Below are 20,553 nucleotides of genomic sequence, written 5' to 3' on the forward strand. Positions count from 1 at the left end.
AACTATATATATGTTATAATGGGGTTATTAGCTTGAAATTGGAGGATGGAACGAATATGGCTAACCAGAAGTCACTATACATTAAAAATGCGCGAATTTTTACTGAAACACAGGTGTTATCTAATGGATCATTATTGATAGAGAACGGTAAAATAAAGGAGATTTATTCAAATAATCAACAGCCTGCACAAATGGCTGAAGAAGTGGAAATAATCGATGCACTAAATCGAAATGTGATCCCAGGATTTATTGATGGGCATATTCACGGTGCAGATAGTGCTGATGTAATGGACGCTACAGAAGAGGCACTTGACACAATGGCGAAAGCATTGCCAAAGGAGGGGACAACAAGTTTCTTGGCGACTACCATTACTCAAGCTCCGGAAAACATTGATAATGCATTAATAAACGTCGCAAACTATCAAAGTAAATCTGGACAGGCAGATGTGATCGGGGTTCATCTGGAAGGTCCATTTATAGAAAAAAGTAAAGCGGGTGCACAGCCACTCGAATATATTATGGAACCAAACATTGAGCAGTTTCAAAAATGGCAGAAACTTTCTGGTGATAGGATAAAGACAATTACATTAGCACCTGAACATGATACGGATGGATCCTTTATTTCCTATTTGTATAAATCTGGTGTAAACGTTTCTGCTGGACATACCGGCACTGGCCTCGAGGGTATAAAAAAAGCAATTTCCCACGGAGTTAGACAAGTAACTCATTTGTGCAATGCCATGACAGGGATTCATCATCGTGATATTGGTGTCGTTGGAGCTACACTACAGTTGGAGGAATTACGAGCGGAATTAATTGCAGATGGTATTCATGTTTCACTAGAAATGTTGCAATTAATATATGATAATATGGGAAGTGAACGATTAATTTTAATTACAGATGCGATGCGGGCAAAATGTTTGCAGGCAGGAAACTATGAACTTGGTGGTCAGCCTGTAATTGTAACAGAAGATCGCGCTGTGTTAGAAGATGGAACATTAGCCGGTAGTATTTTAAAAATGCATCAAGGTGCTCAAAATATGTTGCAATTAAATGATGTAACAATGGAAAATGTGATTGAAATGACATCTGCAAACCCTGCCAAGCAATTAAATGTATTTGATCAAAAAGGTAGTATTACTGTGGGAAAAGACGCCGACATGTTAATTGTCGATGATGCATTATCGATTCAACAAACAATTTGCCGTGGAATAGTGGCATATAAGGGGGAATAACCATTGGAAATTATTAGAGTAAACAATTACCAGAAGATGAGTGAAAAAGCATGTGCCCTGTTAACGGATGTAATCAAAACGAAAAAGAATCCTGTTCTTGGTTTGGCAACAGGATCTACACCTGAAGGATTGTACCAACAGTTAATCGAACAGTACAGCAATGGGGAGCTATCATTTAAAAATACAACGACTTTTAATCTTGATGAATATGTTGGTCTGGAAAAAAACGATCCAAATAGCTATTATTATTACATGTATGAGAAACTGTTTAAACATATTGATATTCCAACTGATCAAGCAAATTTGCCAAGTGGGGTAGGTAACGATTTAGAAAAAGTATGTCAGGATTACGAGCAAAAAATAAGCCAAGCAGGCAATGTTGATATTCAAGTGTTAGGAATCGGGCTAAATGGTCATATCGGTTTTAATGAGCCAGGGACTCCATTCTCCAGCAGAACGCACATTGTTGATCTAGATGAATCAACTCGGGAAGCAAATGCACGCTTCTTTAATTCGATTAACGATGTGCCAACGAAAGCAATTACAATGGGGATTAACTCAATTATGAATAGCAAGCAAATTGTCCTGCTTGTATCTGGAGAGAAAAAGAAAGATGCTGTGGCTCGACTAGTAAATGGTGAGATTTCGGAAAGTTTTCCAGCATCGATTCTAAAACAACATGGGAATGTTGTTTTGATTGCTGATGAGGCTGCACTTGGAAATGTGTAATACACAACGATGATAAATGACTGTGCTATATTCCAATCTTGGAATATAGCACATGGATTATTCTCCGCTTTTTTCTACATCTATTTCAACATATTTCAAGTCTGTATCAGTAATTGTTGCTTGATCACTTGTTAATTCAACAATCCATTCCTTAAACGATTGTTCTTCACCCTTTTTCACATAAACAATTAGTTCTACCTTTTCCAAATAATGAATGGTTGATAAAAGATGCTGGGAATTGCGTATTTCATTCTCAAGCTTGCCTAACATGGTATAATCAATAGTAATAGAAATTCCTTGCATTAATTGACGTCTAACAATACCAGTTGTGTGAATGGCTTGTGATGTTGTGCTGCCATAAGCGCGGATTAAGCCCCCTGCACCAAGTTTAATACCGCCAAAGTAACGGGTAACAACAATGGTCGTATCTTTCAGGTTTTGCTTTTTTAAAACTTCTAATATTGGTACACCTGCCGTGCCACTTGGTTCGCCATCGTCATTAGCTTTTTGAATTTGATCATGTTCACCGATGAGATAAGCTGAACAATTGTGGGTGGCGTCATGATGTTTTTTCTTAATCGTTTGGATAAAGTCAAGTGCCGCTTCTTCGGTTTCCGTACGTTTCACATGGCCAATAAAGCGCGATTTTTGAATGATAATCTGGTCTGATCCTTCGTTTTTTACGGTATAATAGTTAGATAACATGTTACAATTAACCTCCTAGGCAAATAACGGTATAAGTCTGTAGGAATGATGGAATACAAAAAGGGATAAACTTTCCAAAAAGACCCTATTAAAAAAAGAATAACTTGCGAATTATTATAGCATAGGTTGGTGGTTAGAACGATGGTACGTAAAACTTCAGAAAAAGCGCTAGATACTGTAATAGACGAAATGATCGATGTTGTTGAAAATAGCAAGGATGAAATTTTTAATATAAGTGAAGCGGCCCGTAGTGATTATGAAGCACTACAAAAGGAACTAACGGAAACCAAGGAAAAAGTACTAAAACATATCGGTGATGGAGATAAGCTTCAACAAAAGGTGCGATTTTCTAGACAGCGTTTATCTGAAGTTAGTAAATATTTCGATCGGTATTCAGAAGATGAAATACGAGAAGTTTATGAACGCACCCATAAAATGCAAACCGAATTGGCGATGCTGCGTCAGGAAGAAAAGTTACTACGAGAAAAGCGTGATGATCTACAAAGAAGATTAATTTCCTTGGACCAGACAATTGAGCGTGCTGAAGGGCTCGCAGGAAAAATAACCGTCATCCTCACCTATCTAAATGATGATTTTAAACAAGTTAATGAAATGATTGAAGAAGCAAAAGAGAAACAAGAATTTGGCCTAAAAATTATCGAAGCGCAGGAAGAAGAACGCAGAAAGATATCAAGGGAAATTCACGATGGGCCCGCGCAAATGTTAGCAAATATATTATTGCGATCAGAATTAGTTGATCGGACTTTTCGTGAAGGAACCGTTGAAAATGCCTTAAAGGAAATTAAAAGTGTGCGTGAAATGATTCGCTCATCATTGTATGAAGTACGCAGAATCATTTATGATCTCCGCCCGATGGCATTGGATGATTTAGGCCTTGTACCAACTCTGAAAAAATATCTATCAACAATTGAAGACTATCATTCTACTAAAATAGAATTTATATCCATGGGTAGTGAAAAACGATTAAATCAAAAGTATGAAATTGCTATTTTTCGCTTAGTACAAGAAGCTGTTCAAAACGCCACAAAACATGCTGAAGCAACATTAATAAAAGTAAAGGTTGAAATGAATAAAAAACATGTGATTGTCGTCATAAAAGATAATGGTAAAGGTTTTGATACGTCTATGAAACGAGACAAATCATTTGGTTTGATCGGCATGCGTGAACGAGTAGAAATGCTAGAAGGTACGTTGACGATTGATTCGGTCATTGGCAACGGGACAACTATATTGATAAGTGTTCCATACACGATAGAGTGACAAATAGACTATACAATCAGCCCGAAAATTCGTGACGAAAGACATATATAAAGTCACTATCCATATACCGATATAAAGAGAAGCGATAACTTTACACTTAAATATGTAATAGGGTAATAGATAAACTTGGAATTAGATGATGTAGGAGGAACAAAAGCTATGAATAAAACCAAACTAACAAAGATTGTGTTAATCGACGACCATAAGCTATTTCGCGAGGGTGTCAAACGTATTTTGGAATTTGAACCATCATTTGATGTTGTTGCAGAAGGTGATGATGGGATTGTTGCTGAGGAAATTGTGAAAGAGCATCACCCTGATGTTGTTTTAATGGACATTAATATGCCGAATATGAATGGTGTACAGGCTACTTCAGATTTGGTTAAAAATTTTCCAAACACACATGTGATTATTTTATCTATTCATGATGATGAAAGTTATGTCACACATGCATTAAAAACTGGTGCACAGGGCTATTTATTAAAAGAAATGGATTCAGACGCATTGATTGAGGCAATTAAGGTCGTTAGTGATGGTGGATCTTATTTGCATCCTAAAGTAACACACAATTTGGTTCAAGAATATCGTCGTTTGGCACAGGACAATGTGCTCGGTTTCTCAGAATATGGTGTGGAATATCGTAAACCACTTCATTTACTTACCAAACGTGAATGTGAAGTACTACAATTACTTGCAGAAGGTAAGAGTAACCGTGCTGTTTCTGAATCCTTGTATATCAGTGAAAAGACGGTGAAAAACCACGTAAGTAATATTTTACAAAAGATGAATGTAAACGATCGTACCCAAGCCGTTGTTTCTGCTATCCGCAAGGGATGGGTAGAAGTTATATAGCGTATTTGTGAGCCATGTCTAGCTTCGACGCCCAGTGCCTACGCTTTTGTTATTTCCATAGCTTTGTTACAACTGTACCCTGCTGCCATATGGTAGCAGGGTATTTTTTTCTGACGTGCATGCTTGACGATAGCTATAATATTGTGTTATTTAATTGATGCAATTTCTATTTGCATCATGTAAAATAATAATTAATCATGTAGGCTGGATTAATTTATTTTGTATTTCGGAAAAACTTGCAGAGGAGAAGGTTCGTAAATGAAGATTGCTGTAATGACAGATAGCACGGCATATATACCTGTTGAAACAAGAGAAAAACTTGGTATTCATATGGTCCCGCTTAGTGTTGTATTCGGTGATACATCCTATCAGGAAGAAGTCGACATAACGACAGAAGAATTTTATCAAAAAGTAAGACAAGCAGAGGAATTACCAAAAACCTCGCAACCATCAATTGGATACATTACATCTAAATTGAACGAGCTTGCTGCTGATTATGATGCCGTTATTTCTATTCATTTATCAAGTGGTATTAGTGGTACACTTCAAGCAGTCGCTAGTGCTGGAGAAATGGTTGATGGAATAAAAGTTTACCCTTATGATTCAGAGTTAAGTTGTATGGCACAAGGATTTTATGTATTAGAAGCAGTCGAGATGGTTAAGGCTGGTCACACACCAGAAGCCATCATTGATCGGTTTAATGAAATGAAGCAAAGCATGCGCGCCTATTTTATGGTAGATGACTTAAAGAATTTACAGCGCGGCGGCCGCCTAAATAGTGCACAAGCTATTGTTGGAAGTTTGTTGCAAGTGAAGCCGATTCTTCATTTTGTTGATAAAGTAATTGTTCCATTTGAAAAAATTCGTACACGCAAAAAAGCATTAAATCGAATTATTGGATTGGTAGAAGACGATATCAACAAGGGGAAAGATCTCAGGGTAGTTGTTATCCATGCGAATTGTGAGCATGCGGCGATTGAATTACAGAAAGAAATCGATGAGAAATCGCCAACCCTAGATAGTTCGATAAGCTATTTTGGACCAGTAATCGGTACACATTTAGGTGAAGGAGCATTAGGTGTTGCTTGGTATGCGAAATAGAGAATATGAATAGAACTGCCAGCCATGGCCTCGGCTGGTAGTAATGTTTTCCCCATTATACCCTCAGGAGTGTGATTCAATTGAATAGTACAGAAGCGCTTCAAGATTACTCGAAACATTTTTCCGGGAAACTATTATTACGAAGCGAAATACCGCTGGAAGATGAAGCCTTTCAACAACTTGTTATTACAGGACATTTTACTCCATTTTCTTCAATTACCAAAACATTTTATCAACAACAATGCAATCGCTGTGGAAACAAACAAGCTTCATTATTTGCTAAGATTCCCTGTCAGTCTTGTCATAAAGTCCATCTGTATTGTCGGAAATGCATTGAGATGGGCCGTGTGATGGAATGTGAGTACCTTTATCAATGGACAGGACCACATCCGGATTGGTCGACACACAAAGACCCTTGTTTTTGGGACGGAGAGCTTACTGATCATCAACAATCTGCGGCAGATCGAATTGTGACGGCGATTGGAAATAAGGAGTCGGAATTACTTGTTTGGGCCGTTTGTGGAGCAGGTAAAACCGAAATGCTTTTTCAGGGAATTACGAAATCACTTCAACTAGGTCAGCGTATTTGTTTAGCAACCCCAAGGGCAGATGTTGTCCGTGAACTCCTTCCTCGTATTAAGCAAGCCTTCCCGCACGTGTCAATCCAGGGGTTGTATGGCGGGAGTGAAGAAAAAGTTGCCAATGCACAGTTTATCCTTGCCACAACCCATCAGTTACTTCGGTTTAAGCATGCTTTTGATGTTCTGATTATAGATGAGATTGATGCTTTTCCATTTCATGCTGATGCATCACTTCCTTTTGCAGCCAGTCGAGCAAAAAGAACAAAAGGTACGATGATTTATTTAACGGCAACACCACGAAAAATCCAGCGAATGCAAATCGAACGTAAAAAACTTCCACATGTTTTTGTACCAATCCGATTTCATGGTCATCCATTACCTATCCCTACACTGAAAATGTGTCTTAACCTGAAAAAGAATTTAGCCAACACTACCCCGCCTAAGACGTTCCTAAAATGGATGAAAAATCGAATCAATCCAAAACGTCAATTATTAGTATTTGTCCCAACGATAAAATTAGCTGAAAGATTAAAAACTGACCTAACGAGACGATTACTTGCGACGAAAGTGCTGAAAAAGGCTACAGATATTACTTTTGTCCACGCATCAGATCCAGACCGTGAGAAGAAAGTGCAGTTATTTAGAGAAAAACAAATTTTTGTACTTGTAACAACAACCATTTTAGAGCGAGGGGTTACGTTTCCTTCCGTTGATGTTGTTGTTTTTGATGCTGGACATGTCGTGTTCGACGAGGCAGCATTAGTTCAAATTGCAGGACGTGCTGGTAGAAGTCCTGATGATCCTACAGGTGAAATACTGTTTTTACATGATGGAAAAACAGAAGCGATGGTACAAGCGGTAAGATCAATTCGTAACATGAACAAGCGGGGAGGTTTTCGTTAAGATGCATTGTTTATGGTGTGATCAGCAACTGATCCCAGAAATGAGCTGGAGAACGATTCTTTTTTTGTCCAAGCAAACGTATCTTTGTGAGACTTGTGAGTGTAAACTTGAGTTGCTTGAGGGGGAGCGATGCAATAAGTGTAGCAGGATTAGTGAGAAGCCTGTCTGTTCCGATTGTTTGCGTTGGGAACAATATAAATTAGGTTACGACCCTTTGGTTAATAATTATTCTGTTTTTGTTTATAATGAAGCGATTCAGGAAGTCATCACAAGATGGAAATATCGTGGTGACTATTGTTTAGGCGATATTTTTAAGGTGAATTTTTATCAAGCCTTTAAACAGCATTTTAATTTTTTGCCTAAGGAAACAGTGACGGTCCCAATACCATTAAGCGCGGAAAGGTTGAAGGATCGCGGCTTTAATCAAGCAAAGATGTTAGCCGACTTTTTACCTCTTCCATGTCAAGAAATCATTACACGCATTGATGGAGAAAAACAATCGAAGAAGACGAGGAAAGAGCGGATATTTTCAAAAAATCCATTTACACTCACCAAAAACATTAACAAACCAATCATTTTGGTCGATGATATATATACAACAGGTACAACTTTGAGGCATGCAGCTGAACTGTTAAAAGAGGGAGGCTGTCCTAACATTTATGCGTACACATTGATTCGTGGATAGCGGATTTAAAGTGGCTATATGTTATAATAGAGTAAAAAAACTTGGGGGATTCATGATGGCTGAATTAGCAAATTGCTCACGTTGTGGTGCAGTTTTCGTTAAAAATATTCGTGACATATGTCAAGAGTGTTACAAAGAGGAAGAAAAAGCATTTAATGTGGTATATAGTTTTTTACGTAAAAGAGAAAATAGGGAAGCAACATTGACGGAAATTGTTGATGCAACAGGGATTGAAGAGAAATTAATAATCAAATTTATTAAGGAAAAGCGATTACGAACATCCCAATTTCCAAAACTTGCCTACCCGTGTGAACGATGCGGAAAAAATATTGTGACAGGCAAATTGTGTGAGTCCTGTTCACAGGAAATTTTGCAAGACTTGGAAGAGCAGGAAAAACTGGAACAACGGCAATTGGCCAGAGAAGAAGCAGAAGCGAAGAAAAATATTTATTACAGCATAGACAGTCGAAATAAAAATCAATAAAACATACCTTTACTTTTACGAAAATATGCCGATAATAAAGACAGGAAATGATGGCAATGGACGGAACATGTAACGAAAGGTAGGGTGGTTTTTAAAAATGAAAATCCACGGTCCGAATCAAACGAATTTTAATCCGTACAAAAATCATATACAAAAGCAACAAGAATATAAAAAGGACTCCAATAAATTGGATCAATTGGAAATCTCAAATCAAGCAAAAAAACTTCAGGAAAATAGTCAACCAAGTGCTGAACGTTCCAAGTATGTTCAAGACATAAAGAAGGCAGTTGAATCTGGCGAATACCAGGTGAATCCTGAAAAAGCTGCCCAAAAAATGATTGCATTTTGGTCGAAGCACCGATAAGGAGGACGTCACTTTGTCCGTTCAACAAATTATAGAAACGCTTGATAAATTAACGAAACTTCATCAATCACTCCTAGCAATTTCTCAGGAGAAGACGGATGTTATTAAACAAGGTTCCATTGACGAATTGCAGCCGTTGCTGATTAAAGAGCGTCAGCATGTACAAGCATTGGAACAACTTGAAAAAGTTCGTCAACAGCTAGTCGAAAGTTGGTTTAAAGATAACCAATTAGCTGATGAAACGGTAACAATAACGAACATGCTTGAACACATTGAAGATCAGGACATCAGTGCACGGTTAGTTCAAACAACAACCGTTTTAACGGAAACAATGACAAGTTTAAAAAGGCAAGAACAACTAAATCATGCATTAATTCAACAGTCAATGAAGTTCGTTGAATTATCTTTAGATATGATGAGTCCATCATTGAAGAATTTGAATTACGGCAAAGATCAAAGCCAAAATACAGAAGCGGCTAAACGATCGGTATTTGACTCAAAGGCATAAATGTTTTTGGGAAGAGGAAGAGAGAGGAGAAACCTGTAAATGAGTACGTTCCATGGTTTAGAAATGGCCAAACAGGCACTATTTGCACAACAATCAGCATTATACACAACTGGTCATAATATCTCGAATGCAAACACGGAAGGCTATTCAAGACAACGTGTGAATTTTGAAACATTGACACCATACCCAAGTGCATCAAGAAATCGTCCGCAAATTGCTGGTCAATTAGGTACTGGTGTGGAAGCGGGAACAGTACAACGAATCCGCAATCAGTATTTAGATTACCAATTTCGCTCGGAAAATAGTAAAGCAGGCTATTGGGATACAAAAGCAGATGCACTTAGCCGAATGGAAGAACTAATGAACGAGCCATCTGAGAGTGGCCTATCAAAAACAATGGATCAGTTTTGGCAATCATTGCAAGACCTTTCTGTGAATCCGGAGAACTCTGGTGCACGATCAGTAGTTGCTCAACGGGGACTTGCAGTGGCAGAAACATTTAACTATTTATCTGATTCACTGAATTCAATCCGGTCCGATCTAAAAAATCAAATTGATGTAACGGTTAAGGATGCAAACTCGTTAATCAAGCAAGTAGACGGACTTAATAAGCAAATTAAAAATATTGAAACTAATGGCTATTTACCAAATGACTTATATGATGAGCGTGATCGCTTGATCGATGAATTGTCAGGGATCGTTAATATTAAAGTAAGCTATGAAAAGAGTAGTGATAGTTCATTAGATATTGCTGATGGATTGGCGACGATTGAAGTGGTAGATAATGAGGGGAAATCGTTTGATGATCCAATTAAATTAGTGAATGGAGATCCTGATGCGACAGGAGAAACATATCAACAATTTTTAGTAGAATTTGGTGATGATAATCAAAATTTTGATGTTATGAAGAATATAAGAATTGGCGAACAAATTGATGATCAGCCTTTTGTTTCAAAGCACGTTCTTTCACTATCGGCCTTTCCATCGAATGGGTCGCTGAAAGGTTTTATAGAGTCCTATGGATTTGATGCTAAGGATGCAAGTGGCAATTCAATTACAAAAGGCGAATATACTGACATGCTTTCCGACCTGGATAAAATGGCCGAACAATTTGCATCCGCATTTAATGCCCAACATAAAAATGGGTATGACCTAAATGGTAATACAGGAGGAGATGTAGAATCTTTCTTTGAAGATTATTCTGGAACAGGTGCTGCCGGGTCGATTACTGTAAATCAAGATATCTTGGATAATCCTGATTTGATTGCAGCAGGTGCGGAAGACTTCTCTGGCGATGGTGATAACGCCTTAGCATTAGCCGATATTTTTGACGATGCCGAAGCGGTCGATCTAGGGGACAACACATCTGTAAATAGTTTTTACGAATCACTCATCGGTGACTTAGGTGTTCGGGCACAGGAGGCAAACCGTATGACGAATAATACGGGTATTCTCCGTTCCCAAGTGGAAAACCAGCGAATGTCGGTGACCTCGGTATCGCTTGATGAAGAAATGTCCAATATGATCAAATTCCAACATGCATATAGTGCGGCAGCAAGAAGCATGACAGCAGTTGATGAGATGATTGATCGGATTATTAATAATATGGGCTTAGTAGGAAGGTAGGTAATTTAATATGCGGATAACACAAGGTATGCTATCAAACAATATGCTGAATAATTTAACGAAAAGCTATGATAGTTTGAATACATATTTTAATCAGCTTAACACCGGTAAAAAGATTACCAAACCATCAGATGATCCAGTAATTGCGATGAAAGGCATTAATTATCGTTCACAAGTGACGGAAGTTGAACAATATTTACGCAATACGAATGAAGTTCACACGTGGATGGACAATTCCGATGCCGCTCTTGATAAAGCAACAAAAGCATTACAAAGAATGCGTGAGCTAGGGGTTAAGGCTAGTAATGATACGTATGATGAAAAACAACGTGAAAATATTAAAGAAGAAGTTGAACAGCTGAAAGAGCATCTTATTGATATTGCAAACACGAATGTGAACGGGAAGTATATTTTTAATGGGACAAATACAAATACAGCGCCTTTTGATGAAGACGGGGAAATTATCGGAGGCCAAAATACAGATCCCGTCATGATTGAAGTTGCCAAAGGGACAAAACTGCAGGCAAATGTTGATGTGGGCAGTGTTTTTGCAGGTGATTCTAATACTGCAGGTGATATATTTGATGATATTGACACATTCATTAATGCACTTGAGGATGACGACCAGGCTGCTATCGAACAAAGCCTTGGCACCATCGATGAAAACATTGATAATGTCATCAATTCTCGAGCCGATTTAGGCGCACGTATGAATCGATTAGATTTAGTAGAAAACCGTTTGGGTGATCAAGAAATTTCGGCAAAACGCATGATGTCGGAAAACGAGGATATCGATTATGAAAAAGTTATCACCCAATTAATTACGCAACAAAGCGTTCATCGTGCAGCACTATCAACTGGGTCCAAAATTATTCAGCCGTCATTAGTAGATTTTCTCCGCTAATCAATTCAGCCCTGATCACGCCTAGATACAGTGTTCAGGGCTTTTACTTACAAAAAATTATTCGAAATGCAGCTTTTAATTAGGTTAGGAGGCAGGTACATGCAGTTACCACAAATACGACTTCAATCCCAAATGGCAAAAATACAGATTCAGCAAACTCCGGCAAGACAGGAGATTCGGCAACCTAAAGCAGACCTATCGATTGAGCAGCCCAAAGCAGACTTAACGATGAAAACGAAACCTGCTAAGCTTAACATCGACCAGACACAGGCCTGGGAAGACATGAATCGCATGCATGTTTCAAAACTGATTAAAAAGTTTGCGAATGAGGGCCAACAGGCTTTGCTTGAGGGAATTGGGAGACGCGCTGAACAAGGTGCACAATTGATGAAAATTGAAAATAAAGGGAACCCGATTCCACAGCAGGCAATTGCCAATGCATTTGATGGGATGAAAACGCTTGGTATAAAATTTATTCCTTCCCAGTTTTCGGTTCACTTGGATTATCAGCCTGCAGAAGTGGATATTGATGTAAAACCGAATAAGCCGATTATTGATGCTAAGATAAATAAACCGACCCACCAATATGAACGTGGATCAGTGAATATTAACATGAAACAGTATCAAAACTTAGATATTGATTTTGTGCATCTATTTCCAGAGTCGTAGGGAGTTTATAAAAAAGGATGGTTTTATCGATGAAATTAAATACAAAATACCTTGGACAAATAAACGTCGAGGACAGTAGAAGAATCACCTTTCGAATGGGGTTACCTGGGTTCGATGAGCAAACAGAATTTGTTTTATTAGATTTTCCTGGAAACCCAGTTTTTCAGTTTTTACAATCTGTGACAACTGAAAGTCTCGCTTTTATCGTCACAAATCCGTACCACTTTTATCAAGAATACGCATTTGATTTAGATGATACAATCCTGGAAAATTTGCACATTGATACGGAACAAGATGTCGCTGTTCTATCGATTGTCACCTTGAAAAATCCATTTAACACGAGCACATTAAATTTAAAGGCACCTGTAATTATTAACCCAACAAAGCAACTTGGGAAACAATATATTATAACGACAGATGAGTACCCATCAAAAGCACCAATTTTCCCATCTGAATCCTTTAAGCGAAAGGAGAATCATCATGCTCGTATTAACCAGGAAACGAAATGAAGCTATTCAAATTGGGGATGACATTGAAATTAATGTGTTGGAAATTGATGGTGACCAAATTAAGTTAGGGATTGCCGCTCCAAAGTCTGTGGAAATCCATCGGAAAGAAGTCTATTTAGATATTCAAAAACAAAATGGTGAAGCAGCTAATGTACCGTTTGATTTGCTGCATCTGTTAACGGATGAAGACAATACATAATATTTCATAAATAGTTGTGAACTTACACTTAAACATTTCTCTTTTATAGCCGATATAAAAAGAAAATGAGGAGTTGCATGGGCAATGAGGTTAGAAAATGTACAGAACGGATCCCACCCCTTGCATTATAGAAATAACAACGAGCAAATGACAACTGCAAAGGATCGATCTATTAGTGAATTAATGGAATCTGCACAGGAGCAGGGAAATACCTTGCATAATAGCAAAGAAAAAACAAATGAGGAAGACGTAAAAAGCGTTCTTTCAAAGTTAAACGATTTTATGGAACCACTTCGAACGAATTTAAAGTTTGAATACCATGAAAAACTGGACGAGTATTATGTCACGATTGTAAATCCAAAAACAGACGAAGTAATTAAAGAAATCCCACCGAAAAAAATGCTGGATATGTATGCGGCAATGGCTGAATTTATGGGATTGTTAGTGGACGAGAAGATTTAATAAGGGGTGTTGCAAATGGCAGCAAACAAACAATATCAAGCCTACCAAAATAATTCGGTTAACACGGCATCTAGTGGTGAGTTAACCTTAATGCTTTATAACGGTTGTATCAAATTCATCAAACAAGCGATGAAAGATATGGACGGAAAAAATTATGAATCTAAAAATACGAACATACAGAAGGCGCAAAATATTATTCAGGAATTAATGATAACACTAGATCCAAAAGTTGAAATTTCCAATCAGCTTCTACCATTATATGAGTACATGCAGTTTCAACTTAAAGAGGGAAATATAAAGAATAATGTGGCACTGCTTGAAGAAGTTCTCGGTTTTGTAACTGAATTTCGAGACACTTGGAAAGAAGTCATTTTGAAAACCCGTCAAAAACAATTTACGCAAGGGGCAAGTGTTTGATGAATCGCCTGAAGCCACTATTTCAAGTTACGTTAGAGTTGGAGGAAATACTTAGTCGAGATATCTCGGCTAAGAATCGTGAAGCAATTATTGTTGATGTCAATCGGTTAATAGAAAAAAGAGGGGATCTTCTACAAGAACTTACACCTCCATTCACAGATGAAGAAAATCAAATCGGCGAAAAGCTTGTTACGATGAACAACACCATACAGGAAAATATGACTTCTCTTTTTGCTGATTTAAAACAGGAAATGAAACAAGTTAAAAAACAAAAAAGGTCAAATAAGACATACACAAATCCATATAAAAATGTCCAAACGATTGACGGAATGTTTATGGATAAAAAAGAGTAGGAAACTTCTTTTCAAAAAAGAGGTTTTCTACTTTTTTTATGAAACAAAACATGTTATTTGTCCCCCTTTCACAGAAGGATGTTTTCTAAAAGCTCGTTGTTTTATACACAACAGCAGGAAGTGCTTTTCTTCCGTGGAAGCTGAAGCGTTGCCCCCGGAAAGCGAAGTTATTTCCGTAGCGATAATTAGTGCACATTTTTGTATCAACTACAAAATTTAAAAAGCAACAAACAATACGAAAAGAGCCTTGTAGAAAGCCTTCCTAAACTTTTCGACAAAAATCTTCAACTTTTTTTAATTATTTATTGGTTTAAGCAGGAATTGGACGGGGTATTGTTGAATAGTAAATACATAAGGATGAAAGGAGGACACTTTTATGAAATATAACATTCGTGGTGAGAATATTGAGGTGACTGGAGCCATACGTGATTATGTGCAAAAGAAAATTAGTAAGCTGGAAAAATACTTTGATACACCGCCAACCTCAGATGTACATGTGAATTTAAGTGTCTATAATGATGAGCAGAAAATTGAGGTTACTATACCGATGACCAATTTATTACTTCGTGCAGAGGTACAGCACATTGACTTATACGCTGCCATCGACCTTGTAGTAGACAAACTAGAAAGACAAATACGAAAATATAAAACAAAAGTTAATCGTAAATTTCGGCAAAATGGTTCTCCTAAACATGTATTTGCCGAACTTGAAAAGGAATCGGCTGCAGTTCAATTAGAAGAAGCAGATGATGAAGTAGATATTGTAAGAACGAAACGATTTAATTTAAAACCAATGGATTCAGAAGAAGCTGTATTGCAAATGGATATGTTAGGACACGCATTTTACGTTTTTACAAATGCTGTGTCAGGTGATACAAATGTTGTTTATCGTCGCAAAGACGGGAGATACGGATTGATCGAACCAAATAGTTAATTGATATAAATGAGAGAGCTGGCGCACATGTCAGCTCTCTTTTTTACCTAATTATCGTGGATTATAATAGTCTTGTCTAAATTTGTCGAAGAGATTACCAAATTTGGATTTTGGATCAATCGTTTTACCATATTTTCGGTAAATAGGCAAAATTCACTGTCGGATTCTGGCGTTTTGCTTGAAAAACATGTCGAATTGAAACCCAAAATCGAAAAATGGCAATTGGTCTAAAATATCGTATCCATGGTATAAATAAGATGCAAGAGAGAAAGGAGGATTTACATATGAATGAACAGGATTATATCGCGTTTGATGCGCTCGTGATAAAGGTGCAACAACATGAGGAAACGATAACACAATTAATGGAAATAGTTGCTGCAACGAACCGGAAATTAACTGAACTATCGCGAAACCAACATAATACAGATAAAAACTATTCGCTCTCATGAATGGATCTCCCCGAATTGCAACCCCGGGCTTTTCGCCTAGTTTCCGCAGACTTTCCTCAACGTAAAGAGCAGTTCCGCCCGGGATTGCTCTTTACATTTTTTCAAAAGGCTTAAAGAGCACTCCTTTGCTACACATTGGTCAAATCACAAGCAGTTGTCATACTTGTTTAGATAGTGTTATTATTAAGTGTGGATTATAATTTTTTGTATGTAGTGATTTTTAACTTGAGGAGCGTTTTATATGCCTGGATTATTGAAAAAGATTTTTGGTGATGGAAACCAAAAACAACTCAATCGATATCAAAAAATAGTAGACAAGATAGATGCATTAGAACCGGAATATGAAAAATTAACAGATGAAGCGTTAAAAGGAAAAACTGAAGCATTTAAAGAACGTTATCAAAATGGTGAAAGTCTTGATGATATGATGATTGAAGCCTACGCAACAGTCCGAGAGGCTTCTAAGCGAGTACTTGGAATGCGTCCATTTCCAGTCCAGTTAATGGGTGCTATTGCCCTTCATGAAGGAAATATTGCCGAAATGAAAACAGGGGAAGGAAAAACACTTGCTTCCACTTTACCTGCCTATTTAAATGCCCTTTCAGGAAAGGGTGTCCATATTATCACAGTAAACGAATATTTAGCTAGTCGTGATGCAGAAGAAATGGGAGAATTATATGGTTTTCTCGGTTTAACGGTTGGTTTAAATGGTAATGGATTATCGAAAGAAGAGAAACGGGATGCGTACTATCGTGATATTACGTATGGTACAAATAATGAGTACGGTTTTGACTATTTACGGGACAATATGGTTCTTTATAAAGAGCAAATGGTCCAGCGTCCACTTAATTTTGCCATCATTGATGAAGTAGACTCTATTTTAATTGATGAAGCTAGAACACCATTAATTATTTCCGGGTCAGCACAAAAATCTGCAGCCATGTATCAGCAAGCAGACTCGTTTGTAAGCATGCTAAAACATGAAACAGATTATACGTATGATGAAAAAACGAAAGGTGTACAATTAACAGAAGAAGGAATCAATAAGGCAGAGCGTTATTTCTCGATTGAAAATCTATTTGATTTAAATCATGTTACGTTGACACATCATATTAACCAAGCATTGAAAGCTCATGCTTCCATGCATCGTGATACAGACTATGTTGTGCAGGAAGGCGAAGTTGTTATTGTTGACCAGTTTACCGGGAGATTGATGAAAGGACGACGCTATAGTGACGGGCTCCATCAAGCGATTGAAGCAAAAGAAGGCTTGCAAATTCAAAATGAGAGCATGACACTTGCATCGATTACTTTCCAAAACTTTTTCCGTATGTATCAAAAGCTTTCTGGTATGACTGGTACGGCAAAAACGGAAGAAGAAGAATTTCGTAATATTTACAACATGGATGTTATCGCGATCCCAACAAACAAACCAATAATTCGCGATGACCGTGCAGACATGATTTATAAATCAATGGAAGGCAAGTTTCGTGCTGTAGCTGACAATATTAAAGAGCGTTATGAGATAGGACAACCAGTATTAGTTGGTACGGTTGCGGTTGAGACGTCTGAACTGATTTCGAAAATGTTGAAAAAAATGGGTGTGAAGCATAATGTTTTGAATGCTAAAAATCACTACAGAGAAGCAGAGATTATCGAAAATGCTGGACAAAAAGGTGCCGTAACAATTGCAACAAATATGGCTGGACGTGGTACCGACATTAAACTTGGAGAAGGTGTCATTGATCTAGGCGGACTTGCGGTAATCGGAACAGAACGACATGAATCGCGTCGGATTGATAACCAGTTGCGTGGACGGTCAGGACGTCAAGGTGATCCAGGGTTATCCCAATTTTATTTATCCATGGAAGATGAATTAATGCGTCGATTTGGCTCTGATAACCTGCGCTCAATGATGGAAAAATTAGGTATGGATGATACACAGCCAATCGAGAGTAAGATGGTTTCAAGAGCTGTAGAATCGGCACAAAAACGTGTTGAAGGAAATAACTTTGATGCACGTAAAACAGTATTGTCTTATGATGATGTCTTACGTCAACAACGTGAAATTATTTATAAACAACGGTTTGATGTAATTGATTCAGAAAACCTGCGCGAAATTATTGAAGGGATGATTAAGTCAACTGTAGAGCGGATTGTACAGTCTCATACAGCCGATGATCTTGATGATAATTGGGAATTAAACGCAATTGTGGAGTATGTTCATGGGAATTTATTAGATCCTGAAGACATTTCTACTGATGATTTACTGGGGAAAGAACCTGAAGAAATGATCGAATGGATTATGGACAAAGTTAATACAAAATATGATGAAAAAGAGGCAGAATTAACACCTGAACAAATGCGCGAATTTGAGAAGGTCATTTTATTGAGAACGGTCGATACGAAATGGATGGATCATATCGATCAGATGGAACAATTGCGTCAAGGTATTCATTTGCGGGCGTATGGCCAAAACGATCCATTACAAGAATATCAAGCAGAAGGATTCCATATGTTTGAGGAAATGGTCGTAGCAATTGAAGAGGAAGTATCCAAATATGTAATGAAAGCACAAATTCGTGAAAATCTACAGCGTGAGGAAGTTGTGAAAGATACCCAAGCTGTCTCTGGTGGGGAAGAAAATAAAAAGAAAACCCGTAAGCCATATGTGAAGAAGGAAAACATTGGCCGAAATGATCCTTGTCCTTGTGGTAGTGGGAAAAAATATAAAAACTGTCATGGAAAATAACAATAATTATTCCCTTACGAAAAGAAACTGTATGGGAATAATAGAAAAAACCGAAGAAATTTGCTGAGGTGAAAATAATGGAACTAGTAGAGATTAACCACGAATTAGAAAAAATAGCCGGACGTATTGCCGATTTTAGGGGGTCTCTTTGACCTAGAAAATAAACAAGATAGGATTAAAGAATTGGAAATGGAAATGACCGATCCTGATTTTTGGAACGACCAAACGACTGCACAAAAGGTTATTAATGAATCAAACGGTCTAAAGGAATATGTCGAGGGCTTTACAGATCTTGAAGAAAGATTGACTGATTTACAGGTAAGCTATGAATTAGTAAAAGAGGAAAATGATCCAGAGTTATTTTCAGATTTAGAACAAGGGATGGCAGAGTTACGTGAGCGCGCAAATGCGTTTGAATTACAAATGCTGTTAAGTGAACCATATGATGCTAATAATGCGATTTTGGAACTGCATCCGGGTGCTGGTGGAACAGAATCACAGGATTGGGCAAGTATGCTGCTGCGAATGTACCAACGTTGGGCTGATGATAAAGGTTTCCATGTACAAACGGTTGATTATTTGCCTGGTGATGAAGCAGGTGTAAAAAGTGTTACATTGCTCATAAAAGGACACAATGCATATGGCTATTTAAAAGCTGAAAAGGGTGTTCATCGGTTGGTACGTATCTCACCATTTGATTCATCTGGTCGACGCCACACATCATTCGTTTCCTGTGACGTGATGCCGGAATTTGATGATGATGTTGAGGTTGATATTAGAACGGAAGACATTAAAATTGATACGTATCGAGCAAGCGGTGCTGGTGGTCAACATGTTAACACAACTGATTCAGCAGTGAGGATCACACACATACCGACAAATGTCGTTGTTACCTGTCAATCGGAACGGTCGCAAATTCAAAACCGTGAACAAGCCATGAAAATGTTGAAGTCTAAGCTGTATCAATTGGAAATTGAACGGCAGCAACAAGAACTTGATGACATTCGCGGAGAACAAAAGGAAATCGGTTGGGGTAGTCAAATTCGCTCCTATGTTTTCCACCCATACTCTATGGTAAAGGATCACCGGACAAATGTTGAAGTTGGTAACACACAAGGTGTAATGGACGGAGATCTTGATCCATTTATTGATGCTTATTTGCGATCACAAATCAACTAAATTATGTCATGAATTTGACACAATTTGCCAAGAGCATTGACTCCCTTGCATTTTAGTGAGATAGTGACAAAATTATGGACTAGGTTAGGGTTTTAAAACTCTATAAAAGGGTTATAATAAACACTGAAGTTCAATACTAAATTTTGTTAGGGGGATTTAAGCATGAAGAAATGGTTATTTACCGTTCTTTTTGGTACAGCTTTGGTGCTAGGCGCTTGTGGCGGTGGGGATGACGATGCAAGCGATGAACCTGCAGATAACGGAGATACTGCCTCAGAGGAATCTGCTGATAATGGCGAAGATAGCGGTGGTACTGTAGACGCATCAGCTGCCGAAGAAGTATTTAAGAGCAACTGTGCATCTTGCCATGGTGCAGACCTATCTGGTGGAGCGGGGCCTAATTTGCAAAAAGTAGGGTCTAAATATTCCGCTGATGAAATCGCTGATATCATTAAAAACGGTAAAGAAGGCGATCAAGGGCAAATGCCAGCTGGAATGGCTACTGGTGACGATGTAGACCTACTAGCTTCATGGTTAGCACAAAAGAAATAATGAAATTGTAGAATCAAACACACAAAAGCTTGGACCGTCTATTATGGCCAAGCTTTCTGTTTTTCCCCGTAATTCTCTCTCGAATAATTATGAATTCCCATAACTTTCATAACAGTTAAA

24 protein-coding genes are annotated in these 20,553 nt (G+C 37.8%); 23 read left to right on the forward strand and 1 reads right to left on the reverse strand.

Annotated elements, in window-relative coordinates:
* The first annotated feature begins 56 nt into the window (after positions 1 to 56).
* Positions 57 to 1,235, forward strand: coding sequence for an N-acetylglucosamine-6-phosphate deacetylase (gene nagA, locus C8270_RS09820; protein ID WP_106498506.1), 1,179 nt, complete (start codon positions 57 to 59; stop codon positions 1,233 to 1,235).
* A gap of 3 nt (positions 1,236 to 1,238) precedes the next feature.
* Entirely contained in the window at positions 1,239 to 1,964 is a 726-nt protein-coding gene (gene nagB / locus C8270_RS09825) for a glucosamine-6-phosphate deaminase (RefSeq protein ID WP_106496656.1), read from the forward strand.
* A gap of 57 nt (positions 1,965 to 2,021) precedes the next feature.
* On the opposite strand, the gene C8270_RS09830 is transcribed toward nagB, so the two are convergent.
* On the reverse strand, positions 2,022 to 2,669 hold the full coding sequence (locus tag C8270_RS09830) for a YigZ family protein (RefSeq protein WP_106496657.1): 648 nt from the start codon (positions 2,667 to 2,669) through the stop codon (positions 2,022 to 2,024).
* A gap of 141 nt (positions 2,670 to 2,810) precedes the next feature.
* Here C8270_RS09830 and C8270_RS09835 point away from each other — a divergent pair, with 141 nt between their 5' ends.
* The 21 genes from C8270_RS09835 (at position 2,811) to cccB (ending at position 20,433) form a co-directional block, all read left to right on the forward strand.
* Positions 2,811 to 3,950 (forward strand): sensor histidine kinase, encoded by a 1,140-nt coding sequence (locus tag C8270_RS09835; RefSeq protein WP_106496658.1) that lies wholly within the window; start codon positions 2,811 to 2,813, stop codon positions 3,948 to 3,950.
* 159 nt (positions 3,951 to 4,109) lie between these two features.
* Positions 4,110 to 4,802 (forward strand): response regulator, encoded by a 693-nt coding sequence (locus C8270_RS09840; RefSeq protein WP_106496659.1) that lies wholly within the window; start codon positions 4,110 to 4,112, stop codon positions 4,800 to 4,802.
* Between the two features lie 258 nt (positions 4,803 to 5,060).
* Complete coding sequence (locus C8270_RS09845; RefSeq protein WP_106496660.1) at positions 5,061 to 5,903, forward strand: DegV family protein; 843 nt, start codon at positions 5,061 to 5,063, stop codon at positions 5,901 to 5,903.
* An 80-nt stretch (positions 5,904 to 5,983) separates the two neighbouring features.
* Positions 5,984 to 7,387, forward strand: coding sequence for a DEAD/DEAH box helicase (locus tag C8270_RS09850; RefSeq protein WP_106496661.1), 1,404 nt, complete (start codon positions 5,984 to 5,986; stop codon positions 7,385 to 7,387).
* A 1-nt stretch (position 7,388) separates the two neighbouring features.
* Entirely contained in the window at positions 7,389 to 8,072 is a 684-nt protein-coding gene (locus C8270_RS09855) for a ComF family protein (protein WP_106496662.1), read from the forward strand.
* Between the two features lie 55 nt (positions 8,073 to 8,127).
* On the forward strand, positions 8,128 to 8,556 hold the full coding sequence (locus tag C8270_RS09860) for a TIGR03826 family flagellar region protein (RefSeq protein WP_106496663.1): 429 nt from the start codon (positions 8,128 to 8,130) through the stop codon (positions 8,554 to 8,556).
* Between the two features lie 97 nt (positions 8,557 to 8,653).
* Positions 8,654 to 8,920 (forward strand): flagellar biosynthesis anti-sigma factor FlgM, encoded by a 267-nt coding sequence (gene flgM, locus C8270_RS09865; protein WP_106496664.1) that lies wholly within the window; start codon positions 8,654 to 8,656, stop codon positions 8,918 to 8,920.
* A gap of 13 nt (positions 8,921 to 8,933) precedes the next feature.
* Positions 8,934 to 9,428: a flagellar protein FlgN gene (locus C8270_RS09870; RefSeq protein WP_106496665.1), complete on the forward strand. Its 495-nt coding sequence runs from the start codon at positions 8,934 to 8,936 to the stop codon at positions 9,426 to 9,428.
* Between the two features lie 39 nt (positions 9,429 to 9,467).
* On the forward strand, positions 9,468 to 11,054 hold the full coding sequence (flgK, locus tag C8270_RS09875) for a flagellar hook-associated protein FlgK (protein ID WP_106496666.1): 1,587 nt from the start codon (positions 9,468 to 9,470) through the stop codon (positions 11,052 to 11,054).
* 10 nt (positions 11,055 to 11,064) lie between these two features.
* Positions 11,065 to 11,958 carry a flagellar hook-associated protein FlgL gene (flgL, locus tag C8270_RS09880; RefSeq protein ID WP_106496667.1) on the forward strand — a complete coding sequence of 298 codons (894 nt, stop codon included), beginning with the start codon at positions 11,065 to 11,067 and terminating at the stop codon, positions 11,956 to 11,958.
* Between the two features lie 99 nt (positions 11,959 to 12,057).
* Positions 12,058 to 12,627, forward strand: coding sequence for a DUF6470 family protein (locus C8270_RS09885; protein ID WP_106496668.1), 570 nt, complete (start codon positions 12,058 to 12,060; stop codon positions 12,625 to 12,627).
* A gap of 29 nt (positions 12,628 to 12,656) precedes the next feature.
* A complete protein-coding gene (fliW, locus tag C8270_RS09890; protein WP_106496669.1) occupies positions 12,657 to 13,136 on the forward strand; it encodes a flagellar assembly protein FliW in 480 nt (159 codons plus the stop codon).
* Positions 13,108 to 13,335, forward strand: coding sequence for a carbon storage regulator CsrA (gene csrA, locus C8270_RS09895; protein ID WP_106496670.1), 228 nt, complete (start codon positions 13,108 to 13,110; stop codon positions 13,333 to 13,335). Before fliW ends, csrA begins: the two co-directional genes overlap by 29 nt.
* A gap of 84 nt (positions 13,336 to 13,419) precedes the next feature.
* Entirely contained in the window at positions 13,420 to 13,797 is a 378-nt protein-coding gene (flaG, locus tag C8270_RS09900; RefSeq protein ID WP_234028538.1) for a flagellar protein FlaG, read from the forward strand.
* A 15-nt stretch (positions 13,798 to 13,812) separates the two neighbouring features.
* Positions 13,813 to 14,214, forward strand: coding sequence for a flagellar export chaperone FliS (gene fliS / locus C8270_RS09905; protein WP_106496671.1), 402 nt, complete (start codon positions 13,813 to 13,815; stop codon positions 14,212 to 14,214).
* Entirely contained in the window at positions 14,214 to 14,567 is a 354-nt protein-coding gene (locus C8270_RS09910) for a flagellar protein FliT (protein WP_106496672.1), read from the forward strand. The genes fliS and C8270_RS09910 overlap by 1 nt, the downstream gene beginning before the upstream one ends.
* A gap of 376 nt (positions 14,568 to 14,943) precedes the next feature.
* The gene (gene hpf, locus C8270_RS09920; protein ID WP_106496674.1) at positions 14,944 to 15,501 is read left to right on the forward strand and encodes a ribosome hibernation-promoting factor, HPF/YfiA family; all 558 of its coding nucleotides are present in this window, start codon (positions 14,944 to 14,946) and stop codon (positions 15,499 to 15,501) included.
* A gap of 284 nt (positions 15,502 to 15,785) precedes the next feature.
* Positions 15,786 to 15,950, forward strand: coding sequence for a hypothetical protein (locus C8270_RS19960; RefSeq protein WP_158701690.1), 165 nt, complete (start codon positions 15,786 to 15,788; stop codon positions 15,948 to 15,950).
* Between the two features lie 241 nt (positions 15,951 to 16,191).
* Complete coding sequence (gene secA / locus C8270_RS09925; RefSeq protein WP_106496675.1) at positions 16,192 to 18,702, forward strand: preprotein translocase subunit SecA; 2,511 nt, start codon at positions 16,192 to 16,194, stop codon at positions 18,700 to 18,702.
* A gap of 77 nt (positions 18,703 to 18,779) precedes the next feature.
* A protein-coding gene (gene prfB, locus C8270_RS09930; RefSeq protein ID WP_106496676.1) for a peptide chain release factor 2 occupies positions 18,780 to 19,881 on the forward strand; the annotation gives its coding sequence in 2 pieces (ribosomal slippage) (positions 18,780 to 18,851 and positions 18,853 to 19,881; 1,101 coding nt in all).
* Positions 19,882 to 20,043: 162 nt separating this feature from the next.
* On the forward strand, positions 20,044 to 20,433 hold the full coding sequence (cccB, locus tag C8270_RS09935) for a cytochrome c551 (protein ID WP_106496677.1): 390 nt from the start codon (positions 20,044 to 20,046) through the stop codon (positions 20,431 to 20,433).
* Positions 20,434 to 20,553 lie beyond the last annotated feature (120 nt).

Source organism: Lentibacillus sp. Marseille-P4043, from assembly GCF_900258515.1.
In the GTDB taxonomy this organism is placed as follows: domain Bacteria; phylum Bacillota; class Bacilli; order Bacillales; family Amphibacillaceae; genus Lentibacillus_C.

What these genes read in the sequence shown, in the direction of transcription:
- C8270_RS09910 (WP_106496672.1), top strand. Translation starts at nt 14,214, where the DNA reads ATGAATCGCCTGAAGCCACTATTTCAAGTTACGTTAGAGTTGGAGGAA.
- hpf (WP_106496674.1), top strand. Translation starts at nt 14,944, where the DNA reads ATGAAATATAACATTCGTGGTGAGAATATTGAGGTGACTGGAGCCATA.
- flgK (WP_106496666.1), top strand. Translation starts at nt 9,468, where the DNA reads ATGAGTACGTTCCATGGTTTAGAAATGGCCAAACAGGCACTATTTGCA.
- csrA (WP_106496670.1), top strand. Translation starts at nt 13,108, where the DNA reads ATGCTCGTATTAACCAGGAAACGAAATGAAGCTATTCAAATTGGGGAT.
- C8270_RS09885 (WP_106496668.1), top strand. Translation starts at nt 12,058, where the DNA reads ATGCAGTTACCACAAATACGACTTCAATCCCAAATGGCAAAAATACAG.
- cccB (WP_106496677.1), top strand. Translation starts at nt 20,044, where the DNA reads ATGAAGAAATGGTTATTTACCGTTCTTTTTGGTACAGCTTTGGTGCTA.
- secA (WP_106496675.1), top strand. Translation starts at nt 16,192, where the DNA reads ATGCCTGGATTATTGAAAAAGATTTTTGGTGATGGAAACCAAAAACAA.
- C8270_RS09830 (WP_106496657.1), bottom strand. Translation starts at nt 2,669, where the DNA reads ATGTTATCTAACTATTATACCGTAAAAAACGAAGGATCAGACCAGATT.
- C8270_RS19960 (WP_158701690.1), top strand. Translation starts at nt 15,786, where the DNA reads ATGAATGAACAGGATTATATCGCGTTTGATGCGCTCGTGATAAAGGTG.
- flaG (WP_234028538.1), top strand. Translation starts at nt 13,420, where the DNA reads ATGAGGTTAGAAAATGTACAGAACGGATCCCACCCCTTGCATTATAGA.
- C8270_RS09845 (WP_106496660.1), top strand. Translation starts at nt 5,061, where the DNA reads ATGAAGATTGCTGTAATGACAGATAGCACGGCATATATACCTGTTGAA.
- flgL (WP_106496667.1), top strand. Translation starts at nt 11,065, where the DNA reads ATGCGGATAACACAAGGTATGCTATCAAACAATATGCTGAATAATTTA.
- C8270_RS09855 (WP_106496662.1), top strand. Translation starts at nt 7,389, where the DNA reads ATGCATTGTTTATGGTGTGATCAGCAACTGATCCCAGAAATGAGCTGG.
- fliS (WP_106496671.1), top strand. Translation starts at nt 13,813, where the DNA reads ATGGCAGCAAACAAACAATATCAAGCCTACCAAAATAATTCGGTTAAC.
- fliW (WP_106496669.1), top strand. Translation starts at nt 12,657, where the DNA reads ATGAAATTAAATACAAAATACCTTGGACAAATAAACGTCGAGGACAGT.
- C8270_RS09860 (WP_106496663.1), top strand. Translation starts at nt 8,128, where the DNA reads ATGGCTGAATTAGCAAATTGCTCACGTTGTGGTGCAGTTTTCGTTAAA.
- nagA (WP_106498506.1), top strand. Translation starts at nt 57, where the DNA reads ATGGCTAACCAGAAGTCACTATACATTAAAAATGCGCGAATTTTTACT.
- C8270_RS09840 (WP_106496659.1), top strand. Translation starts at nt 4,110, where the DNA reads ATGAATAAAACCAAACTAACAAAGATTGTGTTAATCGACGACCATAAG.
- flgM (WP_106496664.1), top strand. Translation starts at nt 8,654, where the DNA reads ATGAAAATCCACGGTCCGAATCAAACGAATTTTAATCCGTACAAAAAT.
- C8270_RS09835 (WP_106496658.1), top strand. Translation starts at nt 2,811, where the DNA reads ATGGTACGTAAAACTTCAGAAAAAGCGCTAGATACTGTAATAGACGAA.